Source organism: Streptomyces sp. NBC_00670 (assembly GCF_036226765.1).
GTDB lineage: Bacteria > Actinomycetota > Actinomycetes > Streptomycetales > Streptomycetaceae > Streptomyces.
Genome location: NZ_CP109017.1, coordinates 5,402,899 through 5,420,801, shown reverse-complemented (window position 1 = coordinate 5,420,801; position 17,903 = coordinate 5,402,899). Strand labels below are relative to the sequence as shown.

Here is a 17,903-nt window from a genome sequence, read left to right as displayed (position 1 = left end):
GACCGATCGGCCCCGTCTTCGTTCCCCCGGAAGAGGGACCCCCAGGAGGGGTCCGGAAGAGGGACGCGGCAGCGGGAGACGCCCGCGGGACGCGGCCGGGACAGCGGATCTGAAGCGAGGTGTACGCGATGGTGGCCCCGCCGGACAACGACGTGCTCTGGGCGCGCGCCCTGCACTTCCAGCACAACGGCTCGCCGGCCCTGAACGGCGTCTCGCTCGGCGTGCGCGACGGCGAGATCCTGGCCGTCACCGGCCCGCGCGGCAGCGGCAAGACGACCCTGCTGAGCTGCCTGTCCGGGCTGCTGCCGGCGCAGGGCGGCGAGATCTGGTTCAACAGCAAACCGATGCACACGATGCGCCCGATGCGGCGCGAACGGCTGCGCCGGGAGCGGTTCGGCTGGATCGACCCGGAGCCCCACCTCGTCCCCGAGCTCAACGCCTGGGAGAACGCCGCCCTGCCGCTGATGCTGCGCGGCACCGGGCGCCGCGCCGCCCGCACCACCGCCCGCGAATGGCTCGAACGGCTCGACATCGGCGCTTACGCGCGCAAACGCCCGCGCGCCCTGCCGGTGGCCGCACGGCAGCGGGTGGCCATCGCCCGCGCGCTGGCCGCGGCGCCCACCGTCCTCTTCGCCGACGAGCCGACCGCCGCACTGCACCGCGCCGACCGCGCCCATGTGCTGCGCACGCTCACCACGGCGGCCCGCTCGCACGGCATCACGGTCGTCCTCGCCACGACCGAGCCCGAGACGGCGGCGCTCGCCGACCGTTCGGTGGCGCTGCTCGACGGCCGCTGCGTGCAGACCGTCCACCTGCCGCCCGCCGCGGAGACGGAAGGCCGGGCGGCGTGCTCGCTCTCCGTCTAGCCCGCCGGGCACACGTACTGGTCCAGGTCCGCAGACTGCTGGTCGCCGCCGCCTCGGCGGGCACCGGCTTCCTGCTGCTGTGCGCGTTCGGGTACGCACTCGGGCACCCGGGCGCCCCCGCCGGGGCCGCGCTGCGGCTCGCCTGGTGCGCGGTGCCGGCCGCGGCCACGGTGCACCTCGCGGTCGCCGTCGCCCGCGCGGACCCCGGCACCCGGCCGCGCCCCGGCCTGTCGGCGGTCGGGCTCGGCCCCGGCCGCCTGATGGCCTTCTCGGCCCTCACCACGGCCCTGTCCTGCGCCCTCGGCTCCGCCGCCGCCCTCCTCCTCTTCCTCCACCTCCGCGGCGACCTCCCCGGCCTCCCACCCCACACGTCCCTGACGGACGCCCTGGCAAAGGGCCTCCCCCTGCCGTTGCCGGCCACGGCGACACTGCTGACGGTGGTCCCGCTGACGGCCTCGGCGGCGTGCGCACTGACGTTGCGGCCGCGCAAGGACACGGGTGCGGCCACCGCGCCTGCGGACAGCGGTCCCGCTGGGGCACCCGCCAAGCGCCGGTCAGCGAAACCCCGTACGTCCACCCCGGCCCAGGGCGCCCTCCCCGCAGACCCCGGCGACGCCGTACCCACCCCGTCCGGCCTCCCGTGGGGCCTCACCGTCATCGCCGCCGGCCTCACCACGGAGACCTACGCCACCCGCACCCCCCACGCCCCCACCCTCGACCTCCCCGGCGACCTCACGGCCACCCCCGCCGCGGTCCTCGCCGGCTGGGCGCTCACCGCCGTCGGCCTCGCCCTCGCCGGCCCCGCCCTCACCCACCTGTGCGGCCGCCTCCTCCAGTCGGCCCGCCCCGGCGTCCTCCGGCTGCTCGCCGGCCGCGTCCTCCAGGAGGAGGCGACCCGCATCGGCCGCCCCCTCGGCGTACTGTGCGCCGTCGCCTCCGGCGCGTACGCCACCGCGCGGGTGTACGCCGACGCCCACGGCACACCCCCCGTCTTCGGCCCCCTGAGCGCGCTCGGCGCGTTCCTGGTCGCCGGCTGCGCCCTCGCGACGCTGGCGACGGCGGCCGTCGAGGCCCGCCGCGACCGGGCCGGAACCACCGCCGCCCTGCTGCGGATCGGCGCCCCGGCCACCCTCCTGCGCGCCGCCGCGCTGCTGCGCACCACCGCCCTCGTCGTCGTCCTCGCCCCGCTGACCTGGCTGATCGCCGAACTGGCCGCCCTGCCGCTCACCCGCTGAGCGGCAGGGCGGGCGGGGCGGCCGAAGGCCGCGGAAAAAAGTCCACGCCCACCGATGAGTTCACGGCCCCCTCCCGGTCTGCCCCTCCGTACGGAACACGTACGGGAACACGCACCACCGACCAGGACCGGGAGAGCCGCCATGTACCAGCAGATGATCTTCGTGAACCTGCCCGTCGAGAACGTCGACACCTCGAGGAAGTTCTTCACCGAGCTCGGCTACACGATCAACCCGCAGTTCTCCACGGAGGACTGCGCCTGCGTCGTGATCAGCGACACGATCGTCGCGATGATGCTCGGCAAGAAGCGCTACGCCGATTTCACGGACAAGGAGATCGCGGACGCGACCCGCACCAGCGAGGTGCTGCTGTGTCTGAGCGCGGAGAGCCGGGAGAAGGTCGACGAGCTGGTCGAACGGGCGATCGCGGCCGGTGGCACGGACCGGGACGACACCCAGGACCACGGCTTCATGTACGGCCGCTCCTTCGACGACCCGGACGGCCACTCCTGGGAGGTCATGTGGATGGACCCGGCGGCCGTGCAGGGCTGACCCTGCCCCCCACGGAACGGGGCCCCTAGCATGGGCGGGTGCATCCGACACCCGATCAGCCGTTCGACGGCTCCCACGACCGCGAGATCGAGACGCTCACCGAGTTCGACGAGGTGGTCGCCGCCGGCCGCCCCCTCGCCCGGCACCGTGTGCAGTCCGTGGACCTGACGGCCCGTACGGAGGTGCTGCTCGCCCAGGACTGCGCGGGCGCCGTCTTCCTCGGCTGCCCGATGGCCCCCGACGCGGCCGCGCACGTACGGGCCTCGGGCGCGCTGGTCTTCCCGCCCGTCCCCGGTCTGCCGTTCGACCCGTACCGGGGGCTGGTGTACTCGCCCGACGAGCTGTACGACGGCCTGGCCACCGGTGGTTACGAGGCGACGCCGGACGCCCGCGCGTACGCCTGGTTCCAGCGCACGAAGGCCGACGGGGACGTGTTCGCGTCGATGCTGCGCGCCGTCCACGACGACGCGGTCTCCGACGCGCTCGACGAACTCCTCGTGGGCGCCCGGGTGGTGGGCGTCATGGGCGGCCACGCGATGGCGCGCGGCACGCAGGCGTACGCGGGCGCGGCGCGACTGGGCCGGGAGCTGGCGCGCGCCGGGCTCACGGTCGCGACCGGAGGCGGCCCGGGCGCGATGGAGGCCGCGAACCTGGGGGCGTACGCGGCGCCCTTCGGGGACGCGATGCTCGACGAGGCGCTCGAACTCCTGGGCAAGGCACCGTCGTTCACGCCGTCGATCGGGGACTGGGCGGGCGCCGCCTTCGAGGTGCGCGAACGGCATCCCGGCGGCGGGGCCTCGGTGGGCATCCCGACCTGGTTCTACGGTCACGAGCCGCCCAACGCGTTCGCCTCGCACCTGGCCAAGTACTTCGCCAACGCGACCCGGGAGGACGGTCTGCTGGCCCGTTCGAACGCGGGTGTGGTCTTCCTGCCGGGCGCGGCCGGCACCGTCCAGGAGATCTTCGACAACGCGACGCCCAACTACTACGAGTCGCGGGGCGAGCCGACGCCGATGGTGCTGGTGGACCGGGCGCACTGGACCGAACACCTGCCGACGTGGCCGTTGTTGCGGGCGCTGGCGCGGGAGCGGTCGATGGAGGCGCGGATCGCGCTCGTCGACTCGGTGGAGGAAGCCCCGGCGGCACTCAAACGTCTGAGCGGTTAATAAGCGGGCAAAGTCAGGGGTGCGGCCGGGCATATGCGTTGACAGGTCTTACGTGACGCTTATAGACCTGTGAGCCACTCGGGGATTCTGTGGCAACCGGTACCGTGGCGGCCTCAAGTCCCCGTCCACCCCCCGCAGTTGCACATCCCGTGAAGGGCACAGTGGCCATCTTGTCCAAGTCGTCCACCTCATCCGCCTCGTTCATATCCCGCCGCACCACCGCGCGCGCAGCCCGCGTCCTCGGTGTCGCGTCCGCCTCGGCGGCCCTCGCGCTCGGCGTCGCCGGCACCGCGTCGGCCTGCAGCATCAGCGAGTTCTCCGCCGTCGCCAAGTGCGACGGCGACAAGGGCGTCATCGCCGTCACCGACGTCGACGGCTCCGGTACCCCGGTGACGATCTCCGTGTTCCTGGAGAACAACGGCGCCGACGTGAAGAAGATCGGCGAGAAGACCGACGTCAAGGGTTCCCGCGAGGGTGTCACCGTCACCTTCGACGAGACCTGGAAGGCGAACGCCACCTACCGCGTCCACGTCAAGGCCGACAACGGAGCCGTCGACGAGGACATCAAGGACAACCTGACGACCCCCGGCACCGCCTGCGCCTCCGACGACACCACCCCGTCGAAGCCCGCCTCGCCGAAGCCGTCGCAGTCGGCGGACAAGCCGTCGGACGAGACCACGCCCGAGGCCACCCCGTCGGAGACCAAGTCCGAGGGCGCCACCGCACCGGCCGCCTCGGGCGGCGACAACGGCCCGTCGCCCGCGGCCGTCGGTGAGTCCAACCTGGCCGAGACCGGCGCCAGTTCGAACACCCCGATGATCGCCGGCATCGCCGCCGGTCTGGTCGTCATCGGTGGCGGCGCGGTGTTCTTCGGCATGCGCCGCCGCGGCGCCTCGAAGACCGGCTGACGTCCCCGCCGTACCGGCCGAGCGTCGACGGCCCGTCCCCCCACGGGGGCGGGCCGTCGTCATGTCCCGGACGCCTGCGGGGCGTTCAGCCGAGCAGGACGGTCTCGGCGGCGTCGAACGTGACGCCGACCTCGCTGCCGACCTCGGGGGCGTCCCGCAGGGCGCAGGCCGCTTCCAGGCGGGGCGCGCCCTCGGGGCGGAGGTGGACGGAGACGTGGGTGCCGCGGAAGGTGCGGGCGGTGACGGTGCACGGCAGCCCTTCGGCGCCGCTCACCAGCCGTACCCCGGCGGGCCGTACGAGCAGCGTGCCGGGGCCCTGCGGGGAGCCCTCCGGGACGGGCAGCTTGCCCCATGGGGTGTCGGCGGCATGGCCGGTGACGGTGGCCGGGACGACGTTGTCGAAGCCGAGGAAGCGGGCCACGAACGCGTCGGCGGGGCGCTGCCAGACCTGAAGCGGGGTGCCGGTCTGGGCGATGCGCCCGTCGCGCATGACGACGACCCGGTCGGCGAGCGCGAACGCCTCGCCCTGGTCGTGGGTGACGGCGAGCACGGTGGTGCCGAGCCGGGCGAAGAGTTCGCGGAGTTCGACGACGAGGCGTGTCCGCAGCGAGCGGTCGAGCTGGCCGAGGGGTTCGTCGAGCATCAGCAGCCGGGGGCGGGCGGCGAGCGCACGGGCGAGGGCGACGCGCTGCTGCTCGCCGCCGGACAGGGCGGCCACCGCCCGTCGTTCGGCGCCGGGCAGCCCGACCAGCTCCAGCAGCTCCCGCACCCGCTCGGCCCGCTCGCCCTTCGGCACACCGCGCATGCGCGGGCCGAAGGCGACGTTGCCGCCGACGTCGCGCTGCGGGAACAGCTGGTGGTCCTGGAACATCAGGCCGACCTCGCGCCGGTGCGCGGGCACGGCGGCCTGGTCGCGGCCGTCGAGGAGGACCCGTCCGGCGTCCAGCGGCTGGAGTCCGGCGACGGCCCGCAGCAGGGTGGACTTGCCGCTGCCGCTGGGGCCGAGCACGCACACGGTCTCGTGCTCGGCGACGTCCAGGTCGACGGCGTCGAGCGCGGCCCGCGCGCCGAAGCGGACGTGCGCGCCCTCAAGACTGAGCAGCATCTAGAACTCCCCGCTCCGGTCGGTGCGCAGCCGCTCCAGGAGGAGCAGGGCGAGCGCGCACACCACCATCAGGATCGTGGACAGGGCCATCGCCTGCCCGTAGTTGAGCTCGCCGGCCCGCCCGAGAAGCCGGGCGACGGCGACGGGCAGGGTGGGGTTGTCGGGGCGGGCGATGAACACGGTCGCCCCGAACTCCCCCAGCGACACGGCGAACGCGAACCCGGCGGCGACGAGCAGCGCCCTGCGCACCAGCGGCAGGTCGACCTCGCGCCACACCCGCCAGGGGGAGGCGCCGAGCACGGCGGCGGCCTGCCGCAGCCGGTCGTCCACGGCGCGCAGCACGGGCAGCATGGTGCGCACCACGAAGGGCACGCCCACCAGGGCCTGCGCGAGCGGCACCAGCATCCAGGAGGAGCGCAGGTCCAGCGGGGGTTCGTCGAGGGCGATGAGGAAGCCGAAGCCGACGGTGACGGCGGACACGCCGAGCGGCAGCATCAGCAGCGCGTCGAAGCCGCGGACGAGCCGTCCGGCGTCGCGGCGGGCCAGCGCGGCGGCGGCGAGCCCGCCGACCACCAAGGCGACGACGGTGGCGGCGAGGGCGTAGCGCAGGGAGGTGCCGACGGCGTCGATCGGCGGGACGAGGAAGGTGCCGCCGTCCTCGCGGGTGAGCGCCTTGTAGTAGGCGAAGCCGGGCGCGTCCAGGGAGCGCTGGACGAGGACGGCGAGCGGCAGCACCAGCAGCAGGGCGACGGTGGCGAGGACGCCGCCGAGCAGCGCCCACTGTCCGGCGCCGCGCGGGCGGCGCGCGGTGCGGGAGGCGTCGACGAGCCGCAGCGCGCTCTCCCGGCGGCGCACGGTCCAGGCGTGCACGGCGAGGATCGCGCCGACGGCGGCGAACTGGACGAGGGTGAGGACGGCCGCCGTGGCGAGGTCGAAGATCTCGGAGGTCTGCCGGTAGATCTCCACTTCGAGGGTGGCGAAGGTGGGGCCGCCGAGGATCTGCACGATGCCGAAGGAGGTGAAGGTGAACAGGAACACCATGAGCGCGGCGGCGGCCACGGCCGGGCCGAGCGCGGGCAGGGTGACCGTGCGCCAGGCGGTGAGGCGGGAGGCGCCGAGCATCCGCGCGGCCTCTTCCTGGCGGGGGTCGAGCTGTGACCAGAGGCCGCCGACGGTGCGGACGACGACGGCGTAGTTGAAGAAGACGTGCGCGAGCAGGATCGCCCACACCGTGGTGTCCAGCCGCACGCCCCACAGCTCGTCGAGGAGTCCGCCGCGGCCGACGAGGGCGAGGAAGGCGGTGCCGACGACGACGGTCGGCAGCACGAACGGCACGGTCACCACCGCGCGCAGCACGTGCCGGCCGGGGAAGTCCAAGCGCGCGAAGACGTAGGTGCCGGGGAGCGCGATCGCCAGCGTGAGCGCGGTGGAGGCGAGCGCCTGCCAGGTGGTGAACCACAGCACGTGCCGGATGCCGGACTGGCCGAGGACGTCCGCGATCCGCCCGAACTGCCAGCCGCCGTCCGTCTTCAGGCCGCGGGCGACGATGGCGGCGACGGGGTAGGCGAAGAACACCGCGAAGAACGCGACGGGCAGGGCCATCAGGCCGAGCCGTGCCGCGTTCCGCCGGCGGCGGTCCGCGCGGGCGGCGCGGCCGGCCGCGCGGACCGCTCCGGTCGCCCCCGCCTTGTCCGCCGCTCCCGTCACGTCCGTCACGTCCGTCACTTCAGTACGAGTGAGGTCCACGTCTTGACCCACTGGTCACGGTGGTCCGCGATCTTGTCGGGGGCCATGGTCTCGGGGTCCTTGGCGGCGGGCCCGTACTTCGTGAACGCCTCGGGCACCTTCGCGCCCTCGACGACCGGGTAGACGAACATGTTGAGCGGCATGTCCTGCTGGAACTCCGTGGAGAGCAGGAAGTCGAGGAGTGCCTTGCCGCCCTTGGTGTGGTGGGCGTTGCTCAGCAGCCCGGCGAACTCGATCTGCCGGAAACAGGTGCCGTCGGCGACGCCGGTGGGCGCGGTCTTGGGCTGCGGGTCGGCGTAGACGACCTCGGCGGGCGGGGAGGAGGCGTAGGACACGACGAGCGGGCGGTCGCCCTTGGCCTTCTTGCCGCCCGCGGAGCCGGAGAACTCCTCGTTGTAGGCCTGCTCCCAGCCGTCGACGACCTTGACGCCGTTGGCCTTGAGCTTCTTCCAGTAGTCCTGCCAGCCGTCGCCGTACTGGGCGGCGGTGCCGAGGAGGAAGCCGAGTCCGGGCGAGGAGGTGGAGGCGTTCTCGGTGACGAGGAGGTCCTTGTACCGGGGCTTGGTGAGGTCGGCGAAGGAGGCGGGCGGGGTCAGCTTGTGCTTGCTGAAGTACGCCTTGTCGTAGTTGACGCAGATGTCGCCGTAGTCGACGGGCGTGACCCGGTGCTTGTCGTCGAGCCGGTAGGCGGCGCCCACCTTGTCCAGCCCCTTGGCCTCGTACGGCTGGAACAGGCCGTTGTCGAGGGCGCGGGAGAGCAGGGTGTTGTCGACGCCGAAGAAGACGTCGCCCTGCGGGTTGTCCTTGGTGAGGATGGCCTTGTTGACGGCCTGCCCGGCATCGCCGTCCTTGAGGACCTTCACCGTGTAGCCGGACTTCTTCTCGAAGTCCTTGAGCACGTCCTTGGAGACGGCCCACGAGTCGTGGCTGACGAGGGTGACGGTCTTGGAGTCGCCGCCGGACCCGGAGTCGCCGTCCGGTCCGGACGACGAGCCGCACGCGGACAGCGTGAGAAGGCCGAGGCCCGCGGCGACGGCCACCAAGCTCTTGGTGTGCACTGGATTTCCTCCTGGGGTGACCAGGAGAAGACGCGGCCCTGTCCGGGTCTCCCCCGCCCGCGGGCGGCGGTGGCCCGGACAGGGCGCAACAGCTCGAGTGACGACCGATCTCCCTACCCAGAATGACCTGGGCGAGGTTCAGAGGGTCTGCGGCCCGGTTGCCGCACTCTCAGCGCTGTGGCGCTCCCCTGTCGGAATATGAAGGTGTATATGGAGATGTGGTTGGCTGAAAAGACTACCGTCTGTCCGTAAGCCTACCGTTCGGTGCCGGTGGGCCGGTGGGCCGGTGGGCCGGGAGCCCGGCCTACCGCTCGGTCGCCGCGAGCTGGCCGCAGGCGCCGTCGATCTCCTGGCCCCGGGTGTCCCGGATCGTCACCGGCACACCGTGCGCGGCGATCGCCTCGACGAACGCCTTCTCGTCCTCGGGCCGCGAGGCGGTCCACTTCGAGCCGGGCGTCGGGTTGAGCGGGATCAGGTTGACGTGCACCGGGCGGCCCTTGAGGAGCCGGCCGAGCCGGTCGCCGCGCCACGCCTGGTCGTTGATGTCGCGGATGAGGGCGTACTCGATGGACAGCCGCCGCCCGGACCTGGCCGCGTACTCGAACCCGGCGTCCAGGACCTCGCGCACCTTCCACCGCGTGTTGACGGGGACGAGGGTGTCGCGCAGTTCGTCGTCGGGGGCGTGCAGGGAGATCGCGAGCCGGCACTTGAAGCCCTCGTCGGTGAACCGGTGGATCGCCGGGACGAGGCCGACCGTGGAGACGGTGATGCCGCGCTGGGACAGCCCGAGGCCGTCCGGCTCGGGGTCGGTGAGCCGGCGGATCGCGGCGACGACCCGGTTGTAGTTGGCGAGCGGTTCGCCCATGCCCATGAAGACGATGTTGGACAGCCGGGCGGGGCCGCCGGGGATCTCGCCGTCGCGCAGGGCGCGCATGCCGTCGACGATCTGGTGCACGATCTCGGCGGTCGACAGGTTGCGGTCCAGGCCCGCCTGGCCGGTGGCGCAGAACGGGCAGTTCATGCCGCAGCCGGCCTGCGAGCTGATGCACATGGTCACCCGGTCCGGGTAGCGCATCAGCACGGACTCGACGAGCGTGCCGTCGAACAGCCGCCAGAGGGTCTTGCGGGTGGTGTCCTGGTCGGTCGACAGATGCCGGACGACCGTCATCAGCTCAGGCAGCAGCGCCTCCCCCAGCCGGCCGCGCGAGGCGGCGGGGATGTCCGTCCACTCCTGCGGGTCGTGCGCGTACCGGGCGAAGTAGTGCTGCGAGAGCTGCTTGGCGCGGAACGGCTTCTCGCCGATCGCGGCGACGGCCTCCTTGCGCTCGGCGGGCGAGAGGTCGGCAAGGTGCCGCGGCGGCTTCTTGGCACCGCGCGGCGCGACGAAAGTGAGTTCTCCGGGCTTGGGCATGGTCCTACCAGTGTCGCAGACGGACGACGAGGGACCCGCCGCCCTGTGGACAACGGGTCCCTCGTCACGAAAACCGCAGCTCAGCGCCGTACGCCCGGAAGAATCCGCCCGCCTCGGCCGGTCCGGGGCTCACCCGGAGCCGACGAACGCCACCAGCAGCAACCACACCACCGGCGCCGTCGGCAGCAGCGAGTCGAGCCGGTCCATGATGCCTCCGTGGCCCGGGAGCAGCGTGCCCATGTCCTTGATGCCCAGGTCACGCTTGATCATCGACTCGCCGAGGTCGCCCAGCGTGGCCGTGGCCGCGACGGCGAGGCCGAGCAGCAGGCCCTGCCACCACTTCCCGTCGTCGACGAGGTACCGCATGCACAGCGCGCCCGCCACCATCGCGAAGGCGACCGCGCCGATCAGGCCCTCGCGGGTCTTGCCGGGGCTGATCCGCGGAGCGAGCTTGTGCCGGCCGAAGCGCCAGCCGACGGCGTAGGCGCCGGTGTCGCTGACCACCGTCAGTATCAGGAACGTCAGCACCCGCCAGGGGCCGTCGTCGGCGGCCAGCATCAGGGCGACGAACGTGGCGAGGAACGGCACGTAGAACGCGGCGAACACGCCCGCGGTGACGTCCTTGAGGTAGTTCTCCGGCGGCTGCGTCATCCGCCACACCAGGACCGCGAGGGCGGTGAGCGCCATCGCCACCCAGGCGCCCTGCGCGCCCCGCAGATATCCGGCGACGACCATCGCGGCCCCGCCGAGCGCCAGCGGGACCAGGGGCGCGCGGATGCCCTTGCGCTCCTGGAGCCTGCTGGTGAGCTCCCACAGCCCCACCACGACGGCGACCGCGATGACGCCGACGAACACGGCCTTGACGAAGAACAGCGACGCGATGATGACCACGCCGAGCCCGACGCCGACCCCTATGGCCGCGCCCAGGTCACGGCCCGCGCTCTTCTTCGGCGGCGGGCCCGACTGGGGCACGGGCGCCGGCTGGGCGGCGGCTGGCTCGGGCATGGGCTCCGGCTTCTGCGGCTGGGCCCCCGGGTACGGCTGGGCACCGGGGGGCGGCGGGGTCCCGTAGGGCGGCTGCGGCGGGGCCGGGTGGTGGAACGGGGGGCCGCCCGGTGCGGCGGTCCCCCGGCCGTCCTGGTCCCCGCCGGGTGCGGGCACGTCGGGCACGATGGGCATGGGCCGAGTCTGCGACGGACCGTGGGCGTCCCGCGCGTCGTAGGCGGGACCCGCCGGTGCGGCCCCCCGGAAGGGGCCCCGGTCGGGCCCCCTTCCGTACCCGGCCTGCGGCGGCGCCCCCCAGGATGAGTCGTTCATCAGACCTCGAGCAGCTCGGCTTCCTTGTGCTTGAGCAGCTCGTCCACCTGGGCGACGTACTTGGCGGTGGTGTCGTCGAGCTCCTTCTCCGCGCGGCGGCCCTCGTCCTCGCCGATCTCGCCGTCCTTGATCAGCTTGTCGATGGTGTCCTTGGCCTTGCGGCGCACCGAACGGATGGAGATCTTGGCATCCTCGCCCTTGGTCTTGGCGACCTTGATGTAGTCCCGGCGGCGCTCCTCGGTGAGCTCCGGGAACACCACGCGGATGATGTTGCCGTCGTTGCTCGGGTTGACGCCGAGGTCGGAGTCGCGGATCGCCTGCTCGATGTTGCGCAGCGCGGTCTTGTCGAACGGGGTCACCACGGCCATGCGCGGCTCCGGCACGGAGAACGAGGCCAGCTGGTTGATCGGCGTCGGCGCACCGTAGTAGTCGGCCACGATCTTGTTGAACATCGCCGGGTGCGCACGGCCGGTGCGGATCGCGGCGAAGTCCTCCTTGGCGACCACGACGGCCTTCTCCATCTTCTCCTCGGCCTCGAGGAGGGTCTCTTCGATCACCACTTGCTCCTGCGTGTCTTGAGTGGGCCCGGCATCTGATCCTGGTCGGGACGGCGGCCGGCTGCGTCGCGTCTTCTTCCTGTTCCTGCACGCTTCCGGACCGGCAGGACATTGTCCATCCCCCGGTCCGGGGCGCCTCCGTCAGCTCCGGCTGTCCTGTTCACCCACGAGGGTGCCGATCTTCTCACCCTTGACGGCACGCGCGATGTTGCCCTCCGTCAGCAGCTCGAAGACCAGGATGGGCAGCTTGTTGTCCCGGCACAGCGTGATCGCGGTGGCGTCGGCGACCCGCAGGTCCCGGGTGATGACCTCGCCGTAGCTGAGCGCGTCGAACTTGACCGCGCCGGGGTTGGTCTTCGGGTCGGAGTCGTAGACCCCGTCCACGCCGTTCTTGCCCATGAGCAGCGCCTCGGCGTCGATCTCCAGGGCGCGCTGGGCGGCGGTGGTGTCGGTGGAGAAGTACGGCATGCCCATCCCGGCGCCGAAGATCACCACACGGCCCTTCTCCAGGTGCCGCACCGCCCGCAGCGGAATGTACGGCTCGGCGACCTGCCCCATGGTGATCGCGGTCTGCACCCGGCACTGGATGCCCTCCTTCTCCAGGAAGTCCTGGAGGGCGAGGCAGTTCATGACCGTGCCGAGCATGCCCATGTAGTCCGAGCGCGCCCGGTCCATCCCGCGCTGCTGGAGCTCCGCCCCGCGGAAGAAGTTGCCGCCCCCGATGACGACGGCGATCTGCGCGCCGTCCCGCACCACGGCCGCGATCTCCCGCGCGATGGCGTGCACCACGTCCGGATCGACGCCGAGCCCGCCGCCGCCGGAGAACGCCTCCCCGGACAGCTTCAGCAGATACCGGCCGGGCACTTTGCCGCCGTCGTCGCTCTTCTCGGCCTTGGTGGTCATGGAGATCTCGCCTCTTTTACGTGTCACACATACGAAGAAGGCCATTGCCGGTGGGGGCGTGGTTCGCTTCCCATGCGCGGCAATGGCCTCCTCGTCAGTCAGCTGTGCTGTCGTCCGCCACGCGCGCGTGCGGGACGGCACCGGCCGGACGTCCCGCACATCTCAGGACGCCGGCGGCACCGGTGCCACGCACGACGCGACGGCACGGACGGCCGCTCTCGACCCTATAGGGCTCGCGCCCCCGTCGCGGTACGGACTCAGATGCCGACCTTGATGCGCGTGAAGCGCTTCAGGGTGACACCGGCCTCGTCCAGGACCTTCTGGACCGACTTCTTGTTGTCCAGCGCGTACGGCTGGCCGAGCAGCGTGGCGTCCTTGAAGAAGCCGTTGACGCGCCCCTCGACGATCTTCGGCAGGGCGGCCTCGGGCTTGCCCTCGGCGCGGGTGGTCTCCTCGGCGATGCGGCGCTCGGCCTCGACGACCTCCGCCGGGACGTCCTCGCGGGAGAGGTACTTCGGCGCGAACGCGGCGATGTGCTGGGCGATGCCCTTGGCGACCGCAGCGGCCTCGTCGGTCCCCTTGTCAAGCTCGACGAGCACGCCGATCTGCGGCGGCAGGTCGGGCATCGTGCGGTGCATGTACGCCGTCACGAAGCCGCCCGCGAACTGCGCGAAGCGGTCCAGGACGATCTTCTCGCCCAGGTTGGCGTTGGCCTCGTCCACGTACGCCTGGACGGTCTTGCCGGCCTCGATCTCGGAGGCGAGCAGCGCCTGGAGGTCCGCCGGGGAGGTCTTGGCGACGTGCTCGGCGATCGCCTTGGCGACCGCCTGGAACTTCTCGCCCTTGGCGACGAAGTCCGTCTCGCACTTCAGCTCGACCAGGACGCCGGAGGTGTTGTCGTCGGCCAGGACGGAGACCACGGCGCCGTTCTCGGCGGAGCGGCCCTCGCGCTTGGCGACGCCCTTCTGGCCCTTGATGCGCAGGGCCTCGACGGCCTTGTCGACGTTGCCCTCGGCCTCGTCGAGCGCCTTCTTGCAGTCCATCATGCCGGCGCCGGTGAGCTCACGGAGCTTCTTGACGTCGGCGGCGGTGTAGTTCGCCATCAGTCTGTGAATCTTTCTCGAAGTCTGGAAGATCGACGGTCGGCGGGGTCCGCGGTCCACACCTCGGGCGTGCCGCGTGGGGCGCCGCCGGCCTACGGGTGAACGGCGGGAGCGGAGGTCGTGCCACCGCTCCCGCCGTCAACGCACTGGACGACCGGACGCGTTCCGGCTGCCTGCCCGGACGAACCCGCCCGGGCGGGCCTGTGCCGGACGCGTCCCGGTCCTCGCGTCAGGCCTGCTCGGCCTCGGCGGCCGGGGCCTCGGCCGGCTTCTCCGCCTCGGCGGCCGGAGCCTCCGCGGCAGGGGTCTCGGCGGGCTTCTCGGCCTCGGCGGCCGGAGCGGCGGCCTCGGACTCCGCCTTCTTCTCGCCACCCTCGAGCAGGTCGCGCTCCCACTCGGCGAGCGGCTCGCCCGCGGCCTTCTCGCCCTTGTTCTCGGCGGCACCGGAGCGGGCGATGAGGCCCTCGGCGACGGCGTCCGCGATCACACGGGTGAGCAGGGTGACGGAGCGGATCGCGTCGTCGTTGCCCGGGATCTTGTAGTCGACCTCGTCGGGGTCGCAGTTGGTGTCCAGGATGGCGACGACCGGGATGTTGAGCTTCCGGGCCTCACCGACCGCGATGTGCTCCTTCTTGGTGTCCACGATCCAGACGGCGCTGGGCACCTTCTGCATCTCGCGGATACCGCCGAGGGTCTTCTCCAGCTTGGCCTTCTCGCGGGAGAGGACCAGGAGCTCCTTCTTGGTGAGGCCGGAGGCGGCCACGTCCTCGAAGTCGATCTGCTCCAGCTCCTTGAGGCGCTGCAGCCGCTTGTAGACGGTCGAGAAGTTGGTGAGCATGCCGCCCAGCCAGCGCTGGTTCACGTAGGGCATGCCGACGCGGGTGGCCTGCTCCGCGATGGCCTCCTGCGCCTGCTTCTTCGTACCGACGAACATGACCGTGCCGCCGTGGGCGACGGTCTCCTTGACGAACTCGTAGGCGCGGTCGATGTACGACAGCGACTGGAGCAGGTCGATGATGTAGATGCCGTTGCGCTCCGTGAAGATGAACCGCTTCATCTTCGGGTTCCAACGACGGGTCTGGTGACCGAAGTGGACGCCGCTCTCCAGCAGCTCCCGCATCGTGACGACGGCCATGGCCGCTCTCCTCGAATTTCTCGGTTGTGCCGCGGATGCCGGACAGCACCCGCGCCTGACGCCCGCGGTGCGCCCTGCCACGAAGGACCGAGGGGCGCTGACACGGACCGTTGCCGGATCACGTGCCGGGGCGTGCGAAGTCGACCCGGTGGCCCGGGTCGCCACCTGAAGTGTACGGGACCCGCGGAGCACCGGGTGACGCCGATGTCCACAACCGGCGAGTTGTCCACAGGCTCCAGCAGGCTTTCGCCGATCACGGCAGAGTCTCCCCATGCGAACGAGGCAACGGAGAGCGAAGATCTCCGAGGTGACAGGGGCCGGGCCAGGACTGGAGCTGGGGCTGGGGCTGGGGCTGGGGACAGGAACGGGGACGGCGCCTGGGGTGGGGCCGGGGCCAGGGGCTGCGGTTGGGCCAGAGGTTGCAGCTGGGCCTGGGGCTGGGGCGGTCACGCGGGCTGGGGCGGGGCGGCCGGGGATACGGCGGTCGGCGCTGTGGGCGGGGCTGCTGCTCGCGACGCTGGCGACGGCGGTGCCGGCGGGGGCGTGGGCGGGGGGTTCGGGGAGGGGTGGGGTGGGGGGTAGGGGGGCGGGGGCCCCTCCCCCCGTTTCCGCACCACCGCCCGTCACCCCCGCCCCCGCCATCCCCGTCCCCGCCCTCGCCCTCGCCCGTACATGGCCCGTCGGTGTGCGCCCCACGGTGCTGCGCGGGTGGGAGCCGCCGGCGTCGGCCTACGGGCCGGGGCATCGCGGGGTGGATCTGGCGGCGGCGCCGGGTGCTCCCGTGCGGGCCGTCGCGGCGGGGCGGGTCTCCTTCGCGGGGCCGGTCGGCGGGCTCGGGGTCGTCTCGGTGGAGCTGGCGGGGACCGGCGCCCCGCCGCTGCGCACCACCTATCAGTCCGTGCGCGCCTCCGTGCACAAGGGCGACGTGGTCGCGCCGGGCGACGTGGTCGGCTTCCTCGCGGAGCCGGGTCCGCGGCACTGTCCCACGGGCTGTCTGCATTGGGGGCTGCGCCGGGGCGAGGCCTATCTCGACCCGCTCTCCCTGCTGCCACCCTGGCTGCTGCGCCGGGGACCGTCCCGGCTGCTGCCGGTGCCGGGTGCGCCGTGACCGGGGACCTTCGGGGCAGCGGCCGGTCCGGCGTCAGCCCCGGACGCCCCGCAGGGCGAGGGCGACCGCGGCGTCGGTGATCGTCCCGGGGTCCTCGGCCGCGCCGAACTCGATGCGGCGCACGGCCGCGTCGACGATGCCCTGGAGCAGCATCGCCGCCATGCGGGGCTGTTCGTGCCCGAGGGCGGCGAGGGCCTCGACGACCAGGGTCACGAGTGCACCGTGGGCGGCGCGGATCTTCTCCCGGGCGCCGGCGTCCAGTTCGCTGGCGGAGATGGCGACGACGGCGCGGTGCCGTCGGTCCCCGACGAGGGCGAGCTGCTGGCGTACGTAGGCCTCGACCTTGCCCTCGGGGGTCCCGGCGCGTTCCATCGCGGCCAGGACGTCGGCCGCCCAGACGGGGAAGTCGACCTCGCACAGTTCTTCGACGACGGCGGCGCGGGAGCGGAAGTACTCGTAGACGGAGGAGCGCGCGAGTCCGGTGCGCTGGGCGAGGGCGGGGAAGGTCAGTGCTTCCGTTCCACCTTCGGACAGCAGGGACCGCGCCGCGTCCAGCAGGGCGGCTCGCTGCATCGACCGGTGCTCGGCCACGGAGGCCGCTCGAATCCTTGGCACACACCCACTGTACGGAGGGACCCCGGCGGGCGGCAGCGGCTTCGCTCACACCCGTGTCCGGTCCTCGCCCTCACCCGTGTTCGTCCTCGCTCGCGCCCGTGGCCAGTGGCACCGGGGTTCGGTCGGCCGGGTCACCGGCCGAAACCGGCCAGTTTGGCGCGTAGTTGCAGAACCGATTTGGTGTGGATCTGGCTGACGCGACTCTCGGTGACGCCGAGTACGTTGCCGATCTCGGCGAGGGTGAGGCCTTCGAAGTAGTACAGCGTGACGACGGTCTTCTCGCGTTCGGGCAGGGTGTTGATGGCCCGGGCGAGGAACCGGCGCAGTTCGCGGTCCTCGGCGACTTCGACCGGGTTGTCGGCGGCGGTGTCCTCGAGGGTGTCCATCAGGCTGAGGCCGCCGCCCTCGCCGCCGATGTGCAGGATCTCCTCCAGGGCGACCACGTTGGCCAGGGAGAGCTGGCTGAAGACGGCGTGGAGGTCGTCCACGCGGATGCCGAGTTCGGCGGCGACCTCGCTCTCGGTGGGGGTGCGTCTGAGCCGTGCCTCCAGTGTGGTGTAGGCCCGTTCGACGTTGCGCGCCTTCTGCCGTACCGAGCGCGGGATCCAGTCCAGGGCGCGCAGTTCGTCGATCATGGCGCCGCGGATGCGGGTGATGGCGTAGGTCTCGAACTTGATTTCGCGGCCGATGTCGTACTTCTCGATGGCGTCGATCAGGCCGAAGACTCCGGAGGAGACGAAGTCGGCCTGTTCGACGTTGGGCGGCAGGCCGACGCTGACCCGGCCGGCCACGTACTTCACCAGCGGTGAGTAGTGCAGGATCAGCTGTTCCCGCAGCCGTTCGTCCCCCGTCGCCTTGTACGTCCGCCACAACTCGTCGAGGGTCGAGGGAGCGGGCGGGCGCACGGTGCCGCCGTCGCGGGCGGCTGGGGGGATGGCCGCCCGGTCGGACCCGGAGGTGTGCTGGGGCATTCGTCGCCTTGTGCCGTTCTGCCGTGGACCGGTACGGCCATGCGTGCCGTCGGTCCCGTGCCGGGGTGTTCTGTCGTTGTCGCCGTGTGCGGTGTTGTCGCCGTGTGCTGTTTCGTGGGTGTTCCGTCGTTGCCGGATCCTTGTGAGCGT

Annotated in this window: 17 protein-coding genes; 6 read left to right on the top strand and 11 right to left on the bottom strand. The window is 72.3% G+C overall.

Features of this window, described 5'->3' with window-relative positions; translation table 11 throughout:
• Positions 1-128 precede the first annotated feature (128 nt).
• The 5 genes from OIE12_RS24215 (at position 129) to OIE12_RS24195 (ending at position 4,724) form a co-directional block, all read left to right on the top strand.
• Entirely contained in the window at positions 129-866 is a 738-nt protein-coding gene (locus tag OIE12_RS24215; protein WP_329138668.1) for an ABC transporter ATP-binding protein, read from the top strand.
• On the top strand, positions 848-2,101 hold the full coding sequence (locus OIE12_RS24210; protein ID WP_329138667.1) for a hypothetical protein: 1,254 nt from the start codon (positions 848-850) through the stop codon (positions 2,099-2,101). Before OIE12_RS24215 ends, OIE12_RS24210 begins: the two co-directional genes overlap by 19 nt.
• A gap of 141 nt (positions 2,102-2,242) precedes the next feature.
• Entirely contained in the window at positions 2,243-2,650 is a 408-nt protein-coding gene (locus OIE12_RS24205; protein ID WP_030382195.1) for a VOC family protein, read from the top strand.
• Positions 2,651-2,688: 38 nt separating this feature from the next.
• A complete protein-coding gene (locus OIE12_RS24200) occupies positions 2,689-3,816 on the top strand; it encodes an LOG family protein (RefSeq protein WP_329138664.1) in 1,128 nt (375 codons plus the stop codon).
• Positions 3,817-3,986: 170 nt separating this feature from the next.
• Entirely contained in the window at positions 3,987-4,724 is a 738-nt protein-coding gene (locus OIE12_RS24195; protein WP_329138662.1) for an LAETG motif-containing sortase-dependent surface protein, read from the top strand.
• 85 nt (positions 4,725-4,809) lie between these two features.
• Here the strand turns inward: OIE12_RS24195 and OIE12_RS24190 are convergent, their stop codons facing one another.
• From OIE12_RS24190 to rpsB, 9 genes are all read right to left on the bottom strand, one after another.
• Entirely contained in the window at positions 4,810-5,829 is a 1,020-nt protein-coding gene (locus tag OIE12_RS24190) for an ABC transporter ATP-binding protein (protein ID WP_329138660.1), read from the bottom strand.
• Positions 5,830-7,431 (bottom strand): ABC transporter permease, encoded by a 1,602-nt coding sequence (locus OIE12_RS24185; RefSeq protein ID WP_329142175.1) that lies wholly within the window; start codon positions 7,429-7,431, stop codon positions 5,830-5,832.
• A 119-nt stretch (positions 7,432-7,550) separates the two neighbouring features.
• Positions 7,551-8,633, bottom strand: coding sequence for a thiamine ABC transporter substrate-binding protein (locus tag OIE12_RS24180; protein WP_329138658.1), 1,083 nt, complete (start codon positions 8,631-8,633; stop codon positions 7,551-7,553).
• Between the two features lie 304 nt (positions 8,634-8,937).
• Complete coding sequence (rlmN, locus tag OIE12_RS24175) at positions 8,938-10,044, bottom strand: 23S rRNA (adenine(2503)-C(2))-methyltransferase RlmN (protein WP_329138656.1); 1,107 nt, start codon at positions 10,042-10,044, stop codon at positions 8,938-8,940.
• 129 nt (positions 10,045-10,173) lie between these two features.
• The gene (locus OIE12_RS24170) at positions 10,174-11,361 is read right to left on the bottom strand and encodes a phosphatidate cytidylyltransferase (RefSeq protein ID WP_329138654.1); all 1,188 of its coding nucleotides are present in this window, start codon (positions 11,359-11,361) and stop codon (positions 10,174-10,176) included.
• Complete coding sequence (frr, locus tag OIE12_RS24165; protein WP_030382187.1) at positions 11,361-11,918, bottom strand: ribosome recycling factor; 558 nt, start codon at positions 11,916-11,918, stop codon at positions 11,361-11,363. Before frr ends, OIE12_RS24170 begins: the two co-directional genes overlap by 1 nt.
• A 141-nt stretch (positions 11,919-12,059) precedes the next feature.
• Positions 12,060-12,821 (bottom strand): UMP kinase, encoded by a 762-nt coding sequence (gene pyrH, locus OIE12_RS24160; protein WP_329138651.1) that lies wholly within the window; start codon positions 12,819-12,821, stop codon positions 12,060-12,062.
• Positions 12,822-13,078: 257 nt separating this feature from the next.
• A complete protein-coding gene (gene tsf / locus OIE12_RS24155; protein ID WP_329138649.1) occupies positions 13,079-13,924 on the bottom strand; it encodes a translation elongation factor Ts in 846 nt (281 codons plus the stop codon).
• A gap of 229 nt (positions 13,925-14,153) precedes the next feature.
• Entirely contained in the window at positions 14,154-15,059 is a 906-nt protein-coding gene (rpsB, locus tag OIE12_RS24150) for a 30S ribosomal protein S2 (protein ID WP_329138647.1), read from the bottom strand.
• A gap of 781 nt (positions 15,060-15,840) precedes the next feature.
• Between rpsB and OIE12_RS33515 the strand changes: the two genes are divergently transcribed.
• Positions 15,841-16,167, top strand: a complete 327-nt coding sequence (locus OIE12_RS33515; protein ID WP_443053894.1) for a peptidoglycan DD-metalloendopeptidase family protein — start codon at positions 15,841-15,843, stop codon at positions 16,165-16,167.
• Between the two features lie 33 nt (positions 16,168-16,200).
• Here the strand turns inward: OIE12_RS33515 and OIE12_RS24140 are convergent, their stop codons facing one another.
• Together OIE12_RS24140 and whiG are read right to left on the bottom strand one after the other, a co-directional pair.
• The gene (locus tag OIE12_RS24140) at positions 16,201-16,758 is read right to left on the bottom strand and encodes a TetR/AcrR family transcriptional regulator (RefSeq protein WP_329142171.1); all 558 of its coding nucleotides are present in this window, start codon (positions 16,756-16,758) and stop codon (positions 16,201-16,203) included.
• Between the two features lie 155 nt (positions 16,759-16,913).
• Positions 16,914-17,753: an RNA polymerase sigma factor WhiG gene (gene whiG, locus OIE12_RS24135; RefSeq protein WP_329138645.1), complete on the bottom strand. Its 840-nt coding sequence runs from the start codon at positions 17,751-17,753 to the stop codon at positions 16,914-16,916.
• Positions 17,754-17,903 lie beyond the last annotated feature (150 nt).

Excerpts from the sequence above, each read along its gene's own strand:
- whiG (WP_329138645.1), bottom strand. The coding sequence starts at position 17,753 with ATGCCCCAGCACACCTCCGGGTCCGACCGGGCGGCCATCCCCCCAGCC.
- pyrH (WP_329138651.1), bottom strand. The coding sequence starts at position 12,821 with ATGACCACCAAGGCCGAGAAGAGCGACGACGGCGGCAAAGTGCCCGGC.
- OIE12_RS24205 (WP_030382195.1), top strand. The coding sequence starts at position 2,243 with ATGTACCAGCAGATGATCTTCGTGAACCTGCCCGTCGAGAACGTCGAC.
- OIE12_RS24170 (WP_329138654.1), bottom strand. The coding sequence starts at position 11,361 with ATGAACGACTCATCCTGGGGGGCGCCGCCGCAGGCCGGGTACGGAAGG.
- OIE12_RS24190 (WP_329138660.1), bottom strand. The coding sequence starts at position 5,829 with ATGCTGCTCAGTCTTGAGGGCGCGCACGTCCGCTTCGGCGCGCGGGCC.
- OIE12_RS24215 (WP_329138668.1), top strand. The coding sequence starts at position 129 with ATGGTGGCCCCGCCGGACAACGACGTGCTCTGGGCGCGCGCCCTGCAC.
- rpsB (WP_329138647.1), bottom strand. The coding sequence starts at position 15,059 with ATGGCCGTCGTCACGATGCGGGAGCTGCTGGAGAGCGGCGTCCACTTC.
- tsf (WP_329138649.1), bottom strand. The coding sequence starts at position 13,924 with ATGGCGAACTACACCGCCGCCGACGTCAAGAAGCTCCGTGAGCTCACC.
- rlmN (WP_329138656.1), bottom strand. The coding sequence starts at position 10,044 with ATGCCCAAGCCCGGAGAACTCACTTTCGTCGCGCCGCGCGGTGCCAAG.
- OIE12_RS24185 (WP_329142175.1), bottom strand. The coding sequence starts at position 7,431 with ATGGCCCTGCCCGTCGCGTTCTTCGCGGTGTTCTTCGCCTACCCCGTC.